This is a genomic window from Planococcus sp. 1R117A (genome assembly GCF_051417975.1).
Taxonomy (GTDB): Bacteria; Bacillota; Bacilli; order Bacillales_A; family Planococcaceae; genus Planococcus; species Planococcus shenhongbingii.
In genome coordinates this window covers 1094831-1109262 of the sequence record NZ_JBPRLO010000001.1, presented here as the reverse complement: position 1 = coordinate 1109262, position 14432 = coordinate 1094831, and the positions used below count along the sequence as shown (strand labels likewise).

At 42.1% G+C, this 14432-nt stretch carries 14 protein-coding genes and 1 riboswitch; of the genes, 13 read left to right on the top strand and 1 reads right to left on the bottom strand.

What is annotated here, in order from left to right; genetic code table 11:
* Nucleotides 1–250: 250 nt before the first annotated feature.
* The 4 genes from deoD (at nt 251) to ACSFXN_RS05205 (ending at nt 4200) form a co-directional block, all read left to right on the top strand.
* Complete coding sequence (gene deoD, locus ACSFXN_RS05220) at nt 251–970, top strand: purine-nucleoside phosphorylase (protein WP_437149114.1); 720 nt, start codon at nt 251–253, stop codon at nt 968–970.
* A 283-nt stretch (nt 971–1253) separates the two neighbouring features.
* A complete protein-coding gene (locus tag ACSFXN_RS05215; RefSeq protein ID WP_437149113.1) occupies nt 1254–2213 on the top strand; it encodes a zinc-binding dehydrogenase in 960 nt (319 codons plus the stop codon).
* 179 nt (nt 2214–2392) lie between these two features.
* A complete protein-coding gene (locus tag ACSFXN_RS05210) occupies nt 2393–2875 on the top strand; it encodes a nucleoside deaminase (RefSeq protein WP_437149112.1) in 483 nt (160 codons plus the stop codon).
* A 131-nt stretch (nt 2876–3006) separates the two neighbouring features.
* Nucleotides 3007–4200, top strand: a complete 1194-nt coding sequence (locus ACSFXN_RS05205; protein WP_437149111.1) for a DUF4317 domain-containing protein — start codon at nt 3007–3009, stop codon at nt 4198–4200.
* Nucleotides 4201–4413: 213 nt separating this feature from the next.
* Here the strand turns inward: ACSFXN_RS05205 and solA are convergent, their stop codons facing one another.
* The gene (gene solA, locus ACSFXN_RS05200; RefSeq protein ID WP_437149110.1) at nt 4414–5553 is read right to left on the bottom strand and encodes an N-methyl-L-tryptophan oxidase; all 1140 of its coding nucleotides are present in this window, start codon (nt 5551–5553) and stop codon (nt 4414–4416) included.
* Nucleotides 5554–5895: 342 nt separating this feature from the next.
* Nucleotides 5896–6000, top strand: a riboswitch (SAM riboswitch).
* A gap of 127 nt (nt 6001–6127) precedes the next feature.
* Here solA and ACSFXN_RS05195 point away from each other — a divergent pair.
* The 9 genes from ACSFXN_RS05195 to ACSFXN_RS05155 all read left to right on the top strand — a co-directional run bounded on the left by ACSFXN_RS05195 (nt 6128) and on the right by ACSFXN_RS05155 (nt 14279).
* Complete coding sequence (locus ACSFXN_RS05195) at nt 6128–6943, top strand: transporter substrate-binding domain-containing protein (protein ID WP_437149109.1); 816 nt, start codon at nt 6128–6130, stop codon at nt 6941–6943.
* Nucleotides 6944–6964: 21 nt separating this feature from the next.
* Nucleotides 6965–7687, top strand: a complete 723-nt coding sequence (locus tag ACSFXN_RS05190; RefSeq protein WP_437149108.1) for an amino acid ABC transporter permease — start codon at nt 6965–6967, stop codon at nt 7685–7687.
* Nucleotides 7684–8424, top strand: coding sequence for an amino acid ABC transporter ATP-binding protein (locus ACSFXN_RS05185; protein WP_437149107.1), 741 nt, complete (start codon nt 7684–7686; stop codon nt 8422–8424). Before ACSFXN_RS05190 ends, ACSFXN_RS05185 begins: the two co-directional genes overlap by 4 nt.
* A 41-nt stretch (nt 8425–8465) precedes the next feature.
* Nucleotides 8466–9410 (top strand): homocysteine S-methyltransferase, encoded by a 945-nt coding sequence (mmuM, locus tag ACSFXN_RS05180; protein ID WP_437149106.1) that lies wholly within the window; start codon nt 8466–8468, stop codon nt 9408–9410.
* A 501-nt stretch (nt 9411–9911) separates the two neighbouring features.
* Entirely contained in the window at nt 9912–10580 is a 669-nt protein-coding gene (locus tag ACSFXN_RS05175) for a helix-turn-helix transcriptional regulator (protein ID WP_437149105.1), read from the top strand.
* A 61-nt stretch (nt 10581–10641) separates the two neighbouring features.
* A complete protein-coding gene (locus ACSFXN_RS05170; protein ID WP_437149104.1) occupies nt 10642–11037 on the top strand; it encodes a RidA family protein in 396 nt (131 codons plus the stop codon).
* 2 nt (nt 11038–11039) lie between these two features.
* The gene (locus ACSFXN_RS05165; RefSeq protein WP_437149103.1) at nt 11040–12146 is read left to right on the top strand and encodes a threonine synthase; all 1107 of its coding nucleotides are present in this window, start codon (nt 11040–11042) and stop codon (nt 12144–12146) included.
* Between the two features lie 70 nt (nt 12147–12216).
* Complete coding sequence (locus ACSFXN_RS05160) at nt 12217–13323, top strand: D-TA family PLP-dependent enzyme (protein ID WP_437149102.1); 1107 nt, start codon at nt 12217–12219, stop codon at nt 13321–13323.
* 278 nt (nt 13324–13601) lie between these two features.
* On the top strand, nt 13602–14279 hold the full coding sequence (locus ACSFXN_RS05155; RefSeq protein ID WP_437149101.1) for a hypothetical protein: 678 nt from the start codon (nt 13602–13604) through the stop codon (nt 14277–14279).
* Nucleotides 14280–14432 lie beyond the last annotated feature (153 nt).

Below are 14432 nucleotides of genomic sequence, written 5' to 3'. Positions count from 1 at the left end.
TGAAATAATTAACGTCCGTATAATCGAAACTAAATACTTTTCTGTTCAGCATTTATACTAATGCATCAGCTACTAACCTCTTTACTAAAGTAGATTGATCGTTTTGGAGAATATACGCTGTAAGTGACACAGGCTATTTTAATAGGACTTACTATAGAAGCCAGCTCCAGAAAAATTAAACTAACGTAGAATTTCCAAAAGATAGTGAACCGTGTATGGTAAGACTATAAAACTTTAAGGAGAGAATAAAATGAACAATAATGAATTAAAAGAAACACCGCATATTAAGCCAAACGGAGTAGAAATAGCCGAAACGATCCTTTTGCCAGGAGATCCTTATCGTGCCAGGTTTATAGCGGAAACCTTTTTAGACAATCCTGTTCTTTTTAATGAGGTCAGAGGAATGCTGGGGTATACAGGTGAATATAAAGGGAAGAAAGTTTCTGTTATGGGTACCGGCATGGGGGCGCCAAGCATGGCCATCTATTCGTGGGAATTGATTAATGTTTTTGGGGTTAAAAATTTAATTCGTATCGGTTCATGTGGAGCGATGCAAGAGGATATTAAATTATACGATCTGATCTTTGCTATGGGCGCAGCGACAAATTCGAATTATGCGCATCAATGGAATCTTCCAGGCCAATTTCCGATTACAGCGTCTTTCGAACTATTGGAGAAAGCTAAGAAAGCAGCTGACGAAAAGAATTATAAGGTTCATATAGGGAATGTACTATCAAGTGATGTCTTCTATAATGCGGATGAAACGGCAACAGAAAAGTGGGCGAAGATGGGCATATTGGCGGAAGAAATGGAAACGACAAGTCTATACATGAATGCTGCCAGTGCCGGAGTTAACGCATTAACCATTTTAACAGTAAGTGACCATATGATTACTCATGAACAAACCACACAAGAGGAAAGACAAACTTCATTTACGCAGATGGTTGAAATCGCTTTGGATATGGTTTGAAAGTAGTCTGATTGAAGCTTTTTCGAGCATTGAGCCGAAAAACAGAGTGGCTAGACAGTTGCATGAAAAGCTGGAATTTAGAGCAGATGGCCGGCTAATCGACGAGGAAGTCATTCATAAACTGGCGTATTAAGAAGAGAGAAATATAAGAGCCCCGGTAATTTTCCGTCAGGAGAATGCCGGGGCCAATTTTTTGGCCCTAAGGTGAAAAGTCTGCATAAAATCTATAACTTTGTTATGTTTAAGCTGGATTGACAAACATTTATTAAGAGGAGGAAACAGCATGAAAGGTTGGCAATTTACTAAAACGCATGAACCACTTAAGCTCGTAGAACAGGAAGTTCCGAAAGCGGCTCCAGGACGTGTAGTGATTGATACGGCGGCAGTAGGTTTATGCCATTCTGATGTTGGGACTCTGGAAGATGAGGGCTGGATGGCATTGATGCATCCGCCAGTTATTATGGGCCATGAAAATGCGGGAATAATTTCTGAAGTAGGGGAAGGCGTCACGGATTTTAAAGTAGGAGATCGGGTCGCTATCTGTCCAACCGGACCATCCGGCACGAATCCAGGATATCATTACGATGGTGGTTTCGGAACAAAAATTCATGCCCCAGCAGAAGATTTAGTTCATGTTCCTGATGGGCTTTCAATGGAAATGGCTGCTGCAGCGACGGACGCAGGAATGACTTCCTATTCAGCCTTGTTTAATATAGGGCAAGCAACTCCTGATATGAAAGTCGGTTTAATTGGTATTGGCGGACTGGGTCAATTTGCATTGCAAGCGGCTATTGCAAAAGGATTTAAAAATGTCTATGCAGCAGATGTGAGCGAGAAAGCGCGTGAATTAGCTAAAGAAATCGGAGCAGTGGAAGTGGTAACCGATATTAAAGATTTAGCAGACAAAGACTTAGACTTAATTGTGGATTACGCCGGATTTGGTAATACCACTTCAGATGCATTAGAGGTAGTTAAAAGAGGTGGAACTGTCGTATTGGTAGGCATGGGGAAACTGGAAACTACCATTAATACGGCTTCATTTATTACAGGCGCTAAGAGATTATTAGCAAATGTGGGAGGGACGCCTCAGGATATTGCTGAAATTTATGAATTGATGGCGGCAGGCAAACTGAGTCCCAAATTAACGAAGATTAAATTTGAAGACATTCCTGAAGGCATTGAAAAGCTAAAAGCCGGAGAAGTACAAGGCCGTTTAGTAGCTGTGTATGATGGAAATGAATAAATATTAATAGGTAATTATATCAAAAAGTCTCAATGGAATTTGCTCATGAGACTTTTTGATCTTGTAAAAGACAGTCTCCTCCTCTCAAAGAGCTCCTATGCAAAATTAGTAGAGGCAAAGGCTATCTCAAATCTAAAATAACGGACTTTCGGATAGTTAGCGATAAAGGAGGCAGAAATATGATCAGCGAAACCGATTTAAAACACCTGCGGCGCTGTGTGGAACTCGCGGAAACGGCTTTGGAAAAAGGAGACGAACCATTCGGCTCTGTCCTGGTGTCAGCTGCTGGGGGAGTGCTTTTTGAAGACCATAATCATGTGGCCGGCGGTGACCATACGCAGCATCCCGAGTTTTCGATTGCCAGGTGGGCAGCAAATAATCTGGCTCCTGAAGAAAGAAGCAAGGCAACGGTCTATACTTCCGGTGAACATTGTCCGATGTGTGCAGCGGCTCACGGATGGGTCGGCCTGGGCAGAATCGTGTACGCCAGTTCTTCTGAGCAATTAGCCGGCTGGTTAAGTGAAATGGGCGCTGCACCGTCCCGTGTCCGGAATCTGGCCATTCCGGATGTGATTACGGATACGGAAGTGGAAGGACCGGTTCCTGAACTGGCGGAACAAGTTCATCAATTGCACCGCCGATCATATGAAACAAGCCGGTAAGCAGATTGTGACATCATCTTCATTTCATTTGTTGTTATAATATAAGAGTGTCAAAAGCTGAACCATAGCTTTGAACACTCTTTTTTTTGTACACAACACGGATTTTACTACCCAGGGAGTTGGAATTTGAGATGAACAATAAAGATATAGCAGATATCCGCAAACGATTTAAGCTCGATACCGATCTATTGAAGATCGCAGACATTTACAATGTGTACATCCAGCAGGAAAGCAGTGAAATTTTTCACGAAGAAAGCCGCTCGTTTTCTTTATTGGACCGGGAACAGCAAGAGCTGTTTCTTGCCAATTTCAAGAAAGTATTGGGCGGAAAACTCGATGTGAAGCTGTTTGAAGTGAAGTTCCAGCCGCAGGAAGAGGAACAGGCAGAGCATACGCAGCGGCTCCTGTATGAAGGGCTTGAGGCAGAGGATGTGGCGGAATGGCAGGCGAATATGCAGCGCATTGCCTTGAAGATGGTGGAAGAAAAACCGTATGAAAAAGATATGGTCATCACGTTTATTCGCGGAACGTATTTCAAAACGACGAAGCGCCAGGCAGATGAAACGGAAATCGACATGCGGGATGAAGTGTATACCACGCCGTTTATCCTCGGCAGCATGAACCAGACTGAACTGCCGAAAAGTTCACTGGTGTTTGACTTTGTCGAAAAAGAATTCAAGTCAAATGTGTTGGTCGATCCCGTCATTAAATTGGCTTCTCCAGTTGGCGGATTTTTGTTCCCGAGCTTCACGGACAATGCCGCGGACATTCATCACATCGTTTATGCTTCGGGCAAAGCGAACAAACCAGATTTCCAGTTTATCGAGAACGTCTTAAACGGCAATGAAATCATGACCGCCGAGGAAGACAAAGCGGTGTTTGAGGAAATCGTCAAAGCCGTAATCGGAGAAGAAGTAGATTCAAGAACCCTTGCCGGTCTCTATGATGAGATCAATCTCATGCTGGAAGTGGAAAAAGAAGCTGAGAATGAAGATGAGGAGCCGCCAGTTTTGGATACGGTAGAAGTGACACGTGTCTTGAAGGCGAGCGGCGTCAAAGATGTAAGTAGCGAAAAAGTGGAAAGGGCCTTCCAGCAAGTGGTGGAAGACAAAAACTACGAAATGAAAGCAAGCCACGTCGTGCCAAGCTATGCGTCCAAGTCGATCAAAATCAACACAAAAGTCGCGGAAATCAAAATCAGCCCGCAAGACTTACGATACGTCAAAGGCGTCAATTATAACGGCAAACGCTGCATCTTGATCGAAGTGGAAGAAGACACGATGATTGAAGGGTTTAAACTGCTTGAGGAAGAGCAGCTGGAGTAGCGATTTGAGCAATCCTTACCAGCTGAAATACACTGTTTTTAGGCTTTAAAATATCGTATATTTCCCGGGAAATAAAATGTTTACTGGTGAAGACAGTTGCAAATTCTCTTTAGGCTCTCTTCGTCCATCAAATTAAATCAGGAAAAAAAGCATCTCATAAGAGGTGCTTTTTTTTCTGTCTATATCCTTAAGTACTAGCTATAAGAAAACTCACTAATTGAATCGCTTGAGAGAGAAGATGGAAATATCAAAGGTGCTTTGGCCTTCCAACGCCATTTGGCTCAATACTTCTCCCATTACGCTGCCGAATTTAAAGCCATGCCCCGAAAAGCCGCAGGCAAAAATGACTTGCGGATGGTCTGGATGATAATCAACGATAAAATCATGGTCGCGCGAGTTTGTATACAGACAGGTTTTTCCTTGATTCAATGTGCCATTTGCTTGAGGCATATAGGTTTGAAGCATATGCCTTAAGTCGCCTTCATCACTTTCATACAGTCCGAAGTTCTGGGTATGCACGTCCGGGTCAATCAGCTGTCCGCCATCAGATTTGCCGATTTTAAGGCCGGCGCCGTTCAAATTAGGGAAACCATAAGCTTTTTTATCCCCGTCCTCGATAAAGAAGGCCGGAAAGTGGGCATCGCTGTACAGATCGGAAGGGGCATCAAACCAGCCGACGGCTTTGCGTGTCGGCTGAATCGGAAGGCTTAACTCCGGCAATAACTTTGCGGCCCAGGCACCGGCAGTGATGATCACTTTTTTTGCATAAAAGGCAGTATGGTCGGTCGAAATTTTTATCCCATTTGCATCATTCATGTCGATGTCCCGCACTGGTGTATTGGAGACAAGGTCCGCTCCGTTTTTAAGAGCGGTTTCCTTGTAAGCCCGGATGGCCGCCTCGCTGTAAATGATTCCCGATCCTGCTTCAAAGCACCCAATAAAGTGGTCCGGCACCGAAAAACCAGGCCACCTGCTTTGGATTTCCTGGCCGTTTAAGATTTCCAAAGGGAGATCATATTTCTGAGCAGCCGCGATTGTTTCTTGCAGAAAAGGCGAATCTTTCGGGCCAAGTCCAAGAACACCGGTTTTTTCAAAAATTTTGTAGCCTGTCTGCTGTTCGAGTTCCTCCCATAATCGCTGGGCACGCTTCACAAGCGTCACGTATTGTCTGCCTTCACCATAAGCATGCCGGATCAAGCGAGTGTCCCCGTGATGGCTTCCCTTAATGTGCGGCGGGTCGAAGGCATCAATTAGCAGGGTCTTTGCATTCTGTTTCGCCAAAAAGGCGCCAGCAGCCATTCCCATCGTTCCCGCACCTACGATGGCTACATCATATACAGGTTCTTTTGTCATTGCCAGTTCGCTCCGCTCTTCTTTAAATTTGGGCCATTGTTCAGAAAGTCAGGACAGCATAAAGTGAATTAGTAAAAAGGCATAAGAAGTATTATTAGATAGTATTTAAGATTCGAATTATTGTCAAATGGGTTGTTCAAACTTTGAAGTAGGGCAGAGGAAGCCCTCTTTGCAGAGATTTCAACCGCAACTGCAGCGCTGGCCAGTAAAATGAGCTCGTGTATTTCGATCATATTCTTTCTGTTTTCATAAAAAATAAGCGGTAAAAATTCGAAATAGAGAAAAATGTATTTGACAGAACGGGCAATGTAAAATACTATCTGTATTATGTAAAAATTAAATAACTTATCAAGAGAGACTGAGGGACAGGCCCGATGACGTCCAGCAACCATCATTTTTTATGAGAGGTGCTAATTCCTGCAGAGCGTTTGCTCTGAAAGATAAGATCTAGATTAAAACCTATTTCCTATCGGAATAGGTTTTTTGTGTTTTTTGGCCTCATTCATTCAAGCAGCGCAAAGCTTTGAGTATGAAAGAACTTTGCGACTCTCTTTACCAACAAAGGAGTTTTAACATGAAAAGAAAACAGTACATATCCCTTTCTCTGGTTTTATTGCTAGGCGCAGGCGGCATTCTAAGCGGATGTTCGTCAAAAGAAGCAGCAAGTGCTACAGGCGAGCAAGTGATTCTGGTCGGAACGCAAAACGATTATCCGCCTTTTGCTTTTGCGGATGAGAACAACGAACTGACCGGATACGATGTAGAAGTGGTCAAAGCGGTCGATGAGAAATTGGACGGCTACACGTTCGAATTCACCGCTGTTCCATGGGACAGCATGTTCCTGGCGCTGGAATCCAATAAAATTCAGGCCATCGCCGATCAAGTCGCGAAAACGCCGGAACGCCAGGAAAAGTATTTGTTCACCGATGAATCCTATTTTGCAGCGGAAACCGTTATTGCTGTGAAAGAAGGAAGGAAAGATATTCAAACCATTGAGGATTTAGAAGGCAAGAAAATCGGCGCTTTAGCTGGAGATTCTTACACGTTGTTGCTTGAGGAGTACAACAAAAAAGCGGCAAAAGCGATTGATTTGAAGTACAGCGAAAGCGGCAACCCTTCAGAAATTTTGCAGGATGTGCAAAACGGCCGGCTTGATGCTTATGTAAACGACCCGATCATGATTGATGCAGTCTTGGAGAAGAATGATTTGGACGTTGAAATTGTCGGCCAGCCTTTGGTTAATGATGATATGGGAATCGTATTGAAAAATGGGGAGCAGGGCGAAGAATTGAAGGCACTGATTGATCCTGTTTTGGAAGAACTCAAGCAAGATGGCACTTTAGCTGAACTGTCGAAAAAATGGACTGGCGGAGAGTACATCCCTGAATAGGTTTGTGGAGGGGAAGAGGCAATGGAGAATTTACTGGATATCAATTTTTTAATAGAAAGCTTTCCTGCAATTATTTCGCGGCTGCCCATCACCATAGGGATTGCGGTAGGTTCATTGATTTTAAGCTTGTTTATTGGCGTGGCCACCGCCCTCATCAAAATTTACCGGGTCCCGGTATTAAGGGTGATTTCATCCATTTACGTATCGTTTATCAGAGGGACCCCTTTATTGGTTCAGATCTATCTCGTATTTTATGGCATACCGAAAATTATTTATTACTTGCAGATTGAATACGGCTGGCTCCAATCGGCGGACGTCAACAGCATTCCACCCGAAGTTTATGCGCTATTGGCGTTTTCCGTAAATTTGGGAGCATACTTGTCCGAAACGATCCGTTCTGCTATTGAATCGGTTGATCGCGGGCAGTTTGAAGCTGCTAAATCGATAGGCATGAGCCCTGCACAGATGATGCTTAAAATCATCTTCCCGCAAGCTTTGACAGTAGCCATACCTAACCTTGGGAATATGTTTATCAGCACCATCAAAGATACCTCTCTTGTTTTCATTATTGGCGTTATAGACATTATGGGGCAAGCCAAAATTCTCGGTTCCCGCGGGTTAGCATTCTTTGAAGTGTATATCGCGGTATCGATTGTCTACTGGATTCTTTGTATAGCAGTAGAGCGATTGCTCGTGAAAATCGAGAAACGGGCTCGCAGATATGAAAGAGGGATTGCTGCATGATCAAATTGGAAAATATCCATAAATATTACGGTAACCAGCATGTGCTGAAAGGGATAAACCTTACAGTTGCCAAAGGTGAAGTGGTTGCCATTTTAGGGCCAAGCGGTTCAGGTAAATCAACACTATTGCGGTGTATTAATTTTTTGGAGCAGCCTAGCGGCGGAATTGTTGAAATCAACGATAAAAGAGTAGATGCTGAAACAGCGAGTAAAGCAGATATCGTTTCTTTAAGAAATTTGACAGGGATGGTCTTTCAGCAATACCATCTATTCAAGAATTTTACCGTGCTGCAAAATGTGATGGTCGGTTTAACCAGTGTCAAGAAAATACATAAAGTTGAAGCTAAGAAAAGAAGCATTGAAATTCTGGAAAGGGTGGGTTTAGCGAATAGGTTAAGCCACTATCCCGCACAACTGTCAGGCGGGCAGCAGCAGCGGGTTGGGATCGCTCGTGCACTTGCACTCAATCCGGAAGTCCTATTGTTTGATGAACCGACTTCCTCACTTGATCCAGAACTGGTTGATGAAGTTTTGGCAACGATCAAAAAGGTAGCCAATGAAGGAAATACGATGCTTATTGTCACCCATGAACTGAATTTTGCACGTGACATTTCAGACCGCGTCATTTTCATGGAAGATGGCCTCATTGTTGAAGAAGGAACAGCTGAACAACTTTTTAATGATCCTAAAGTCGAGAGAACGAAGCAATTTTTAAGCAAAGCAATCAGAACCCATTAAAAGATGGTGAAATAAGCTTGGATAGAGGAAGGATGTTTGGATTGAACCCGATAGAGCAAATTTTGAATAGCTTTCCTGTCGTTATTCTGGACGGGGCCATGGCTACAGAGCTTGAGAATCATGGCTGTAATTTGAACGATCGCTTGTGGTCCGCAAAAGTATTGATGGAAGATCCGGAGCTGATCAAGCAGGTGCATATGAGTTATTTTGAAGCGGGAGCGGATTGTGCGATTACTGCCAGCTACCAGGCAACTATTAAAGGGTATCAGGAAAGAGGGTTAACTGAGGAAGAGGCAATTGGATTGATCAAAAAGTCTGTTCAAATTGCAGCAGAGGCCCGTGATGAATTTTGGGAAGCGTTAAATGATAAATCCAACAGGCCGAGACCCTTAGTTGCTGCTTCTGTAGGCCCATATGGTGCTTTTCTGTCGGATGGCTCTGAATATCGCGGTAATTATTCTATCAGTGAAAGTGAATTGGTCGCCTTTCACAAAGAGCGAATCAAGGCATTGGTGGATGCAGGGGCCGATATTTTAGCGTGTGAGACTCTTCCCTGTCTGATAGAAGCTAAAGCCATCCTAGAGGTGCTGAAGGAATTCCCAGGGGTTTATGCCTGGTTCAGCTTTAGTGCCAAGGATGGCCGCCACATAAGCGATGGAGAAAGAATTTCCAGTTGTGCGGAGTGGTTGGATAAAGAACAGCAAGTAGCTGCAATCGGCATTAATTGTTCAGCACCCGATTTTATAGAAACGCTGATTGGAGAAGTAAAAAGCCGAACTTCCAAACCGGTAATTGTTTATCCAAATTCCGGTGAAGAGTATGACGCCATAAGCAAGACATGGGAGGAAGAGTCTTCAACAAATCACTTTGCCTTTAACACACAACGATGGTATAACGCTGGAGCTCAACTGATTGGAGGTTGTTGCAGAACAACCCCAGAGGATATTTCAGCCATTGCTGGATGGGGACGTAATATGGAAAAATAATAGCCAAAGAGGCAGCAGGCAATGGTATAGAGAGCCTGATGCCTTTATTTATCCCAACTATTGTTATAATAAAAGAGTTTAAAAGCGAAACTGTAGCTTTGAACAGTCTTTTTTTGTGCGCAACGCGGATTTTACTACTACATCAAGCAGGAAAGTATGGAATTTAATAAATTGGCGGTAAAAGAAGGAGCCTGTATCCCAAAAGGATGCAGGCTCTATTTCGTTCCTTGCTTTAAACACAATAATTTTTGTAATGACTCTGGCGCAGCACTCAGGACGGCAGCACCTTAACTTTAACTGATTTTATCTAAAGCCAATATGATCTCTGCGGCTTCTTCGGCCGTTGCTGCATCGATTTCTTTATAGAACGCAAGACGAACCGAATCAATTAATGCCAACAAAAATATCTAAATTTTCTTATAAATATAAAAATCTATTGATTTTGTATAATAATTTATATAGTGTGTTAACTATAGATGAAAATTGGAGAGGGTTTTTACAATGCACAAGATACTTGAGACATATATTCCGATAGCAGAGGTCATTGCAAAAACTTTTGGTCAAGATTGCGAGGTTGTAGTGCATGATTTAACAGTCCCGCAAAACTCAGTTGTTTATACAGTTAATAACCATGTAACGGGCAGAAAAGTAGGGCAAAGCTTTGACCACCTCATTACAGAAGTATTGCTTTCTCAAAACTTCACAAATGATTTTTCAGCAAATTATTATTTTCAAACGGAAGACGGCAGAATGATAAAATCTTCTACATTGCTCATCAGGGATCAAGAAAAAAAAGTGATGGGGGCCCTATGCATCAATGTTGATACCACGGCCATTACCGAGAACATCAATTGGTTAAGCAGGATGATTCCAGCCAACCCCAATCAATTTCCAAAATCTGTTCCTAAACAAGAAAATTTTAGTGAAATGGAGCATATACGGGAAATCGCCGATGAATTAATCGACAAAATCATAGGGGATAAACCACTGGAAAAACTACGGCGAGATGAAAAGGTTGAGATGATCCGTTTCATGGAAGAAAAAGGGGTTTTCTTAATACGCGGAACAATTGACAAAGTAGCTGAAAAATTGAATATCTCCAAAGTAACGGTCTATAGCTATATCGAAGAAATTAAAGGGAAAAGCAACAGCTCAGAGAAAATCGTATAAATTTTTTCAGCTCTTATAAAACTTTATACGATTTATAAAATAAATTCTAAGGAGAAATCTAATGATGAAATTCATTTCAATTGATGGGGCGAAAGCGAACCCGGGCCATTATTCAGCAGCCACACAACAAGGCAACTTTCTATTCGTTTCAGGACAGCTGCCAGTCGACCCTTTTACGGGAGAAGGAAGCAGTGGGGATATCGCGGTCGAAACAAAACAAGTACTAGCAAATCTAGACCACATTTTAAAAGCAGCGAGTGCTAAAAGAGAAGATGTCATGAAGGTCACTATTTACATTTCAGATATTTCATTATGGAATGCCGTAGATTCATTATACAAACGGTATTTCGGTGAGCATAAGCCAGCGCGTGCTGTTGTGCCCACGAATCAGCTGCATTATGGATATTCAATTGAACTTGAGGCAGTTGCTTATATCAGCGGGGAAAAGAGGGATTGAGGATGAACTATATTTGTTCCGGCTGCGGTTCCAGTTACCCAGTGGAAAGCAATAAATGGAAATGCGATTGCGGAAAGCTGCTGAACCTTGAATATGAAAAAAAGGCAATTGATTTTTCCGAAACTTCCATCTCGCGAAATCATTCACTTTGGAAATACATCGATTCATTGCCATTTGAAGAGGAAGATGTGTGGGAAGACATTACATTAGGAGAAGGTGGTACGCCGCTCATTAAACTATCCGGAAATGTCTATGCAAAAGCTGAATATTATATGCCTACGCTGTCATTTAAAGATCGGGGCGCTGTACTGCTCATTGCCATGGCGAAAAAACTTGGCATTGATCGAGTCGTTGCAGACAGCAGCGGAAATGCTGGCACAGCCATTGCTGCTTACGGGGCCAGAGCAGGAATCCAATGTGATATTTTTGTTCCGGATTCCACCTCCAGTAAAAAAATAAAACAAATCGAAGCACATGGTGCTGTCATTCATAAGATTCCAGGAACGAGAGAAGATACAGCAAAAGCGGCAATCGCCATGGTGGAAAAAACAAATTCGTTTTATGCCAGCCATATATACAATCCTATCTTTTGGGAAGGTACAAAAACGTATGTTTATGAAGTTTTCGAACAAATGAATGGCGAATTGCCGGATGCATTCATTATTCCAGTCGGAAATGGAACATTGCTGATGGGGGCTTATATTGCCTTGCAGGAGTTAATGGCAAGTGGCCAAATTGCGAAAATGCCTAAGCTTCTTGCTGTGCAGGCAGAAGCTTGTGCACCTGTCCTGCATGCTTTTGCTGAAGGAAGAAATACAGTTGATGCTATCAAAAATTCGGGAACTATAGCGGAAGGCATTGCCATTTCAGCACCCGCAAGAGGAACAGAAATTTTACAAGCTATCCGGGATTCAGGCGGGGATATAATCGGCGTGTCTGAGGAAAGTATTATGGATGCGAGAAATGAGCTTGCGTTAAAAGGAATCTATGTTGAAATCACATCGGCAGCTAATTACGCCGGATATCTGCAATATTTAGAGAAGTATCCGGAATTAAAAGAACAAAAAGTAGTATTTCCTTTATGCGGAGCCGGTATAAAGAGTAATTAGGAAATTGATGGAAATAAGGGAATCTGGTACGACCGCTTTCTCAATTTTAATTACTGAAGGAGTGCTTATGATGAAAATGACAGAATTAGATACACCAAGCTTATTGATTGATCGAGAGATAATGATGGATAATATCCGCAGAATGCAATTGTACGCTGATCAATATGACGTTCACCTTCGTCCGCATACGAAAACGCATAAGATGCCTGCCCTAGCAAAACTACAAGAAGATGCAGGGGCCAAAGGAATTACTGTGGCAAAAGTCGGCGAAGCAGAGGTAATGGCTGAAAACGGATTGAATGATATTTTCATTGCAAACGAAATAGTAGGCGAAGTTAAGCTGAATCGTGTAAAAAAGCTGGCCGAAACAATTGATATTTCTTTTGGCGTTGATAGTATCGAACAATGCAAAATGATTGAAAATGTATTTAGTGATAGTCATAAGCCTGCTCAAGTTCTTATCGAAATTGAAGTGGGTGAAAATCGTTCAGGTGTCATAGAAGAAAGTGATTATATTCGTTTGGTCGATTATATAAAAAATTGCTCTCATGTAAAACTAAAAGGAATCTTTTCCCATGATGGCCATACATACAAAGCAAAGGATCTTGAAGATTGCCGCCGTCTTTACAATGAAGCACAAAAGCGCACGCTTCGCTTTGCACAACTCGCAGAGGAGCAGGGATGTAAACTTGAAACAGTCAGTATCGGCTCTACCCCGCCGCTGCTGCACGATTTTGGAGTTATGGAAGGGATTACCGAGCTGCGAGTCGGAACTTATATCCTCATGGACGTATCCCAAGGAAATGCAATCGGTTCCTATTCTACCTGCGCTGCCAGTGTCCTGACGACCGTCATCAGCAAACCGACGAATGAACGGGTCATTACCGATGTCGGGGCCAAGGGACTGACCATGCAGACAAGAAGTGAAGGAATTTGTGCCACTACTGGAATAGGCTATATCAAAAATTCCGATCAGGTTCATATCGACCAGCTCTTTGATGAACACGCCATTATATACAATGAAGAATTCCGGAACCAAATTGCAATCGGTGAAAAGCTGGAAATTATCCCGAACCATATATGCCCGGTCTGCAATCTCTATGATTACGCTTATCTTGTTTCCGAAGGAGAGGTCGTGGAAGAAATCTCAATCTTAGGTCGAGGGAAGTTACAGTGATCAAGTCAATGAAACCAATGAGAAGGCAAAAGCGAAACTGCACCATGCACTAAGCATCTCCATCATTGAGAGTTAAATCCAAGTAAGTGACAATTGGCCGGGCTCTTTTTTGATTATTCCGTTAAAAATTAAGCGCAAACCAATCTTAATTTATTTTAAGACAAAGGCTCAAAATAGAACGAGGTACAAAATTAGTTTAAAGTTAGTAAAAGGAACAGTATATAAGCAAAGAAGCATCAAAAAATCTGGAACTAAAAATACGATGGAGCAGGTGAATTATGGAGTTATTAAATAAGGATGCCGATATCTCTCACTTCAATTTAGTCACTGAAAGCAATCAAGTAAAAGTTAAGTTTGATTTAGCCGATAAAGAGCTGACGATTGATTTGTATTTAAGCCCGGAAAAGAAAGTATGCATAATAGGCCAAAAAGCCAATTACATTTGCTGGTGCTCGATAACCGATTTAAATGATAGAGAAAACAATAAAAAGATATTCAATTACATAGCAAACAATCCTTTTGATAAGTTTACCTACGAATACTTAGCTATGGGAAACGAAAAATATGGTGAAATAAGGGATTGGTATAGAGGGGTAATAACAAGATCACCTAAAGAGGGAATAGCTTGGAAAACGCCTTTTGGACAATTTGGCGATGGTGAAGATCCTGAGGTCCACGGCGAATTTTTTGCCGACGATCTTGTATGGTTTTATCAAGAACTATTGGATAAATGCAGCTTCAGAATTAAAAGCAGCATGTATAAAGTTGTATTGAATAATTACTTGGATTTATTGAACAAAGAAGTGGATTACAACCAAATAGAACCGTTAATGTCTATTTTAGAAAACGAGTCTTATTTAAGACTAAGCCCTGACGAAACCATAAGAGAGCTGTATTTAGAATGCATGAAAAAAGGCCGTTATTTATATAACCGTTACATGGATAAAGTAAGGTGAAGCAGCTATCTTATTTCCTGAAAAAGGGCACTCTTAATCTTACAGATTGATGCAGCAATAAAACTCATTTTTATTAATGCATAGTGTCTCCGTTTGAGAATAGTCTCCTTTTTTCAGCTTGTTGAGAAAGTTGGAATTTGTGTTAGGCATCAT

Excerpts from the sequence above, each read along its gene's own strand:
- deoD (WP_437149114.1), top strand. The coding sequence starts at position 251 with ATGAACAATAATGAATTAAAAGAAACACCGCATATTAAGCCAAACGGA.
- ACSFXN_RS05215 (WP_437149113.1), top strand. The coding sequence starts at position 1,254 with ATGAAAGGTTGGCAATTTACTAAAACGCATGAACCACTTAAGCTCGTA.
- ACSFXN_RS05210 (WP_437149112.1), top strand. The coding sequence starts at position 2,393 with ATGATCAGCGAAACCGATTTAAAACACCTGCGGCGCTGTGTGGAACTC.
- ACSFXN_RS05205 (WP_437149111.1), top strand. The coding sequence starts at position 3,007 with ATGAACAATAAAGATATAGCAGATATCCGCAAACGATTTAAGCTCGAT.
- solA (WP_437149110.1), bottom strand. The coding sequence starts at position 5,553 with ATGACAAAAGAACCTGTATATGATGTAGCCATCGTAGGTGCGGGAACG.
- ACSFXN_RS05195 (WP_437149109.1), top strand. The coding sequence starts at position 6,128 with ATGAAAAGAAAACAGTACATATCCCTTTCTCTGGTTTTATTGCTAGGC.
- ACSFXN_RS05190 (WP_437149108.1), top strand. The coding sequence starts at position 6,965 with ATGGAGAATTTACTGGATATCAATTTTTTAATAGAAAGCTTTCCTGCA.
- ACSFXN_RS05185 (WP_437149107.1), top strand. The coding sequence starts at position 7,684 with ATGATCAAATTGGAAAATATCCATAAATATTACGGTAACCAGCATGTG.
- ACSFXN_RS05175 (WP_437149105.1), top strand. The coding sequence starts at position 9,912 with ATGCACAAGATACTTGAGACATATATTCCGATAGCAGAGGTCATTGCA.
- ACSFXN_RS05170 (WP_437149104.1), top strand. The coding sequence starts at position 10,642 with ATGATGAAATTCATTTCAATTGATGGGGCGAAAGCGAACCCGGGCCAT.
- ACSFXN_RS05165 (WP_437149103.1), top strand. The coding sequence starts at position 11,040 with ATGAACTATATTTGTTCCGGCTGCGGTTCCAGTTACCCAGTGGAAAGC.
- ACSFXN_RS05160 (WP_437149102.1), top strand. The coding sequence starts at position 12,217 with ATGAAAATGACAGAATTAGATACACCAAGCTTATTGATTGATCGAGAG.
- ACSFXN_RS05155 (WP_437149101.1), top strand. The coding sequence starts at position 13,602 with ATGGAGTTATTAAATAAGGATGCCGATATCTCTCACTTCAATTTAGTC.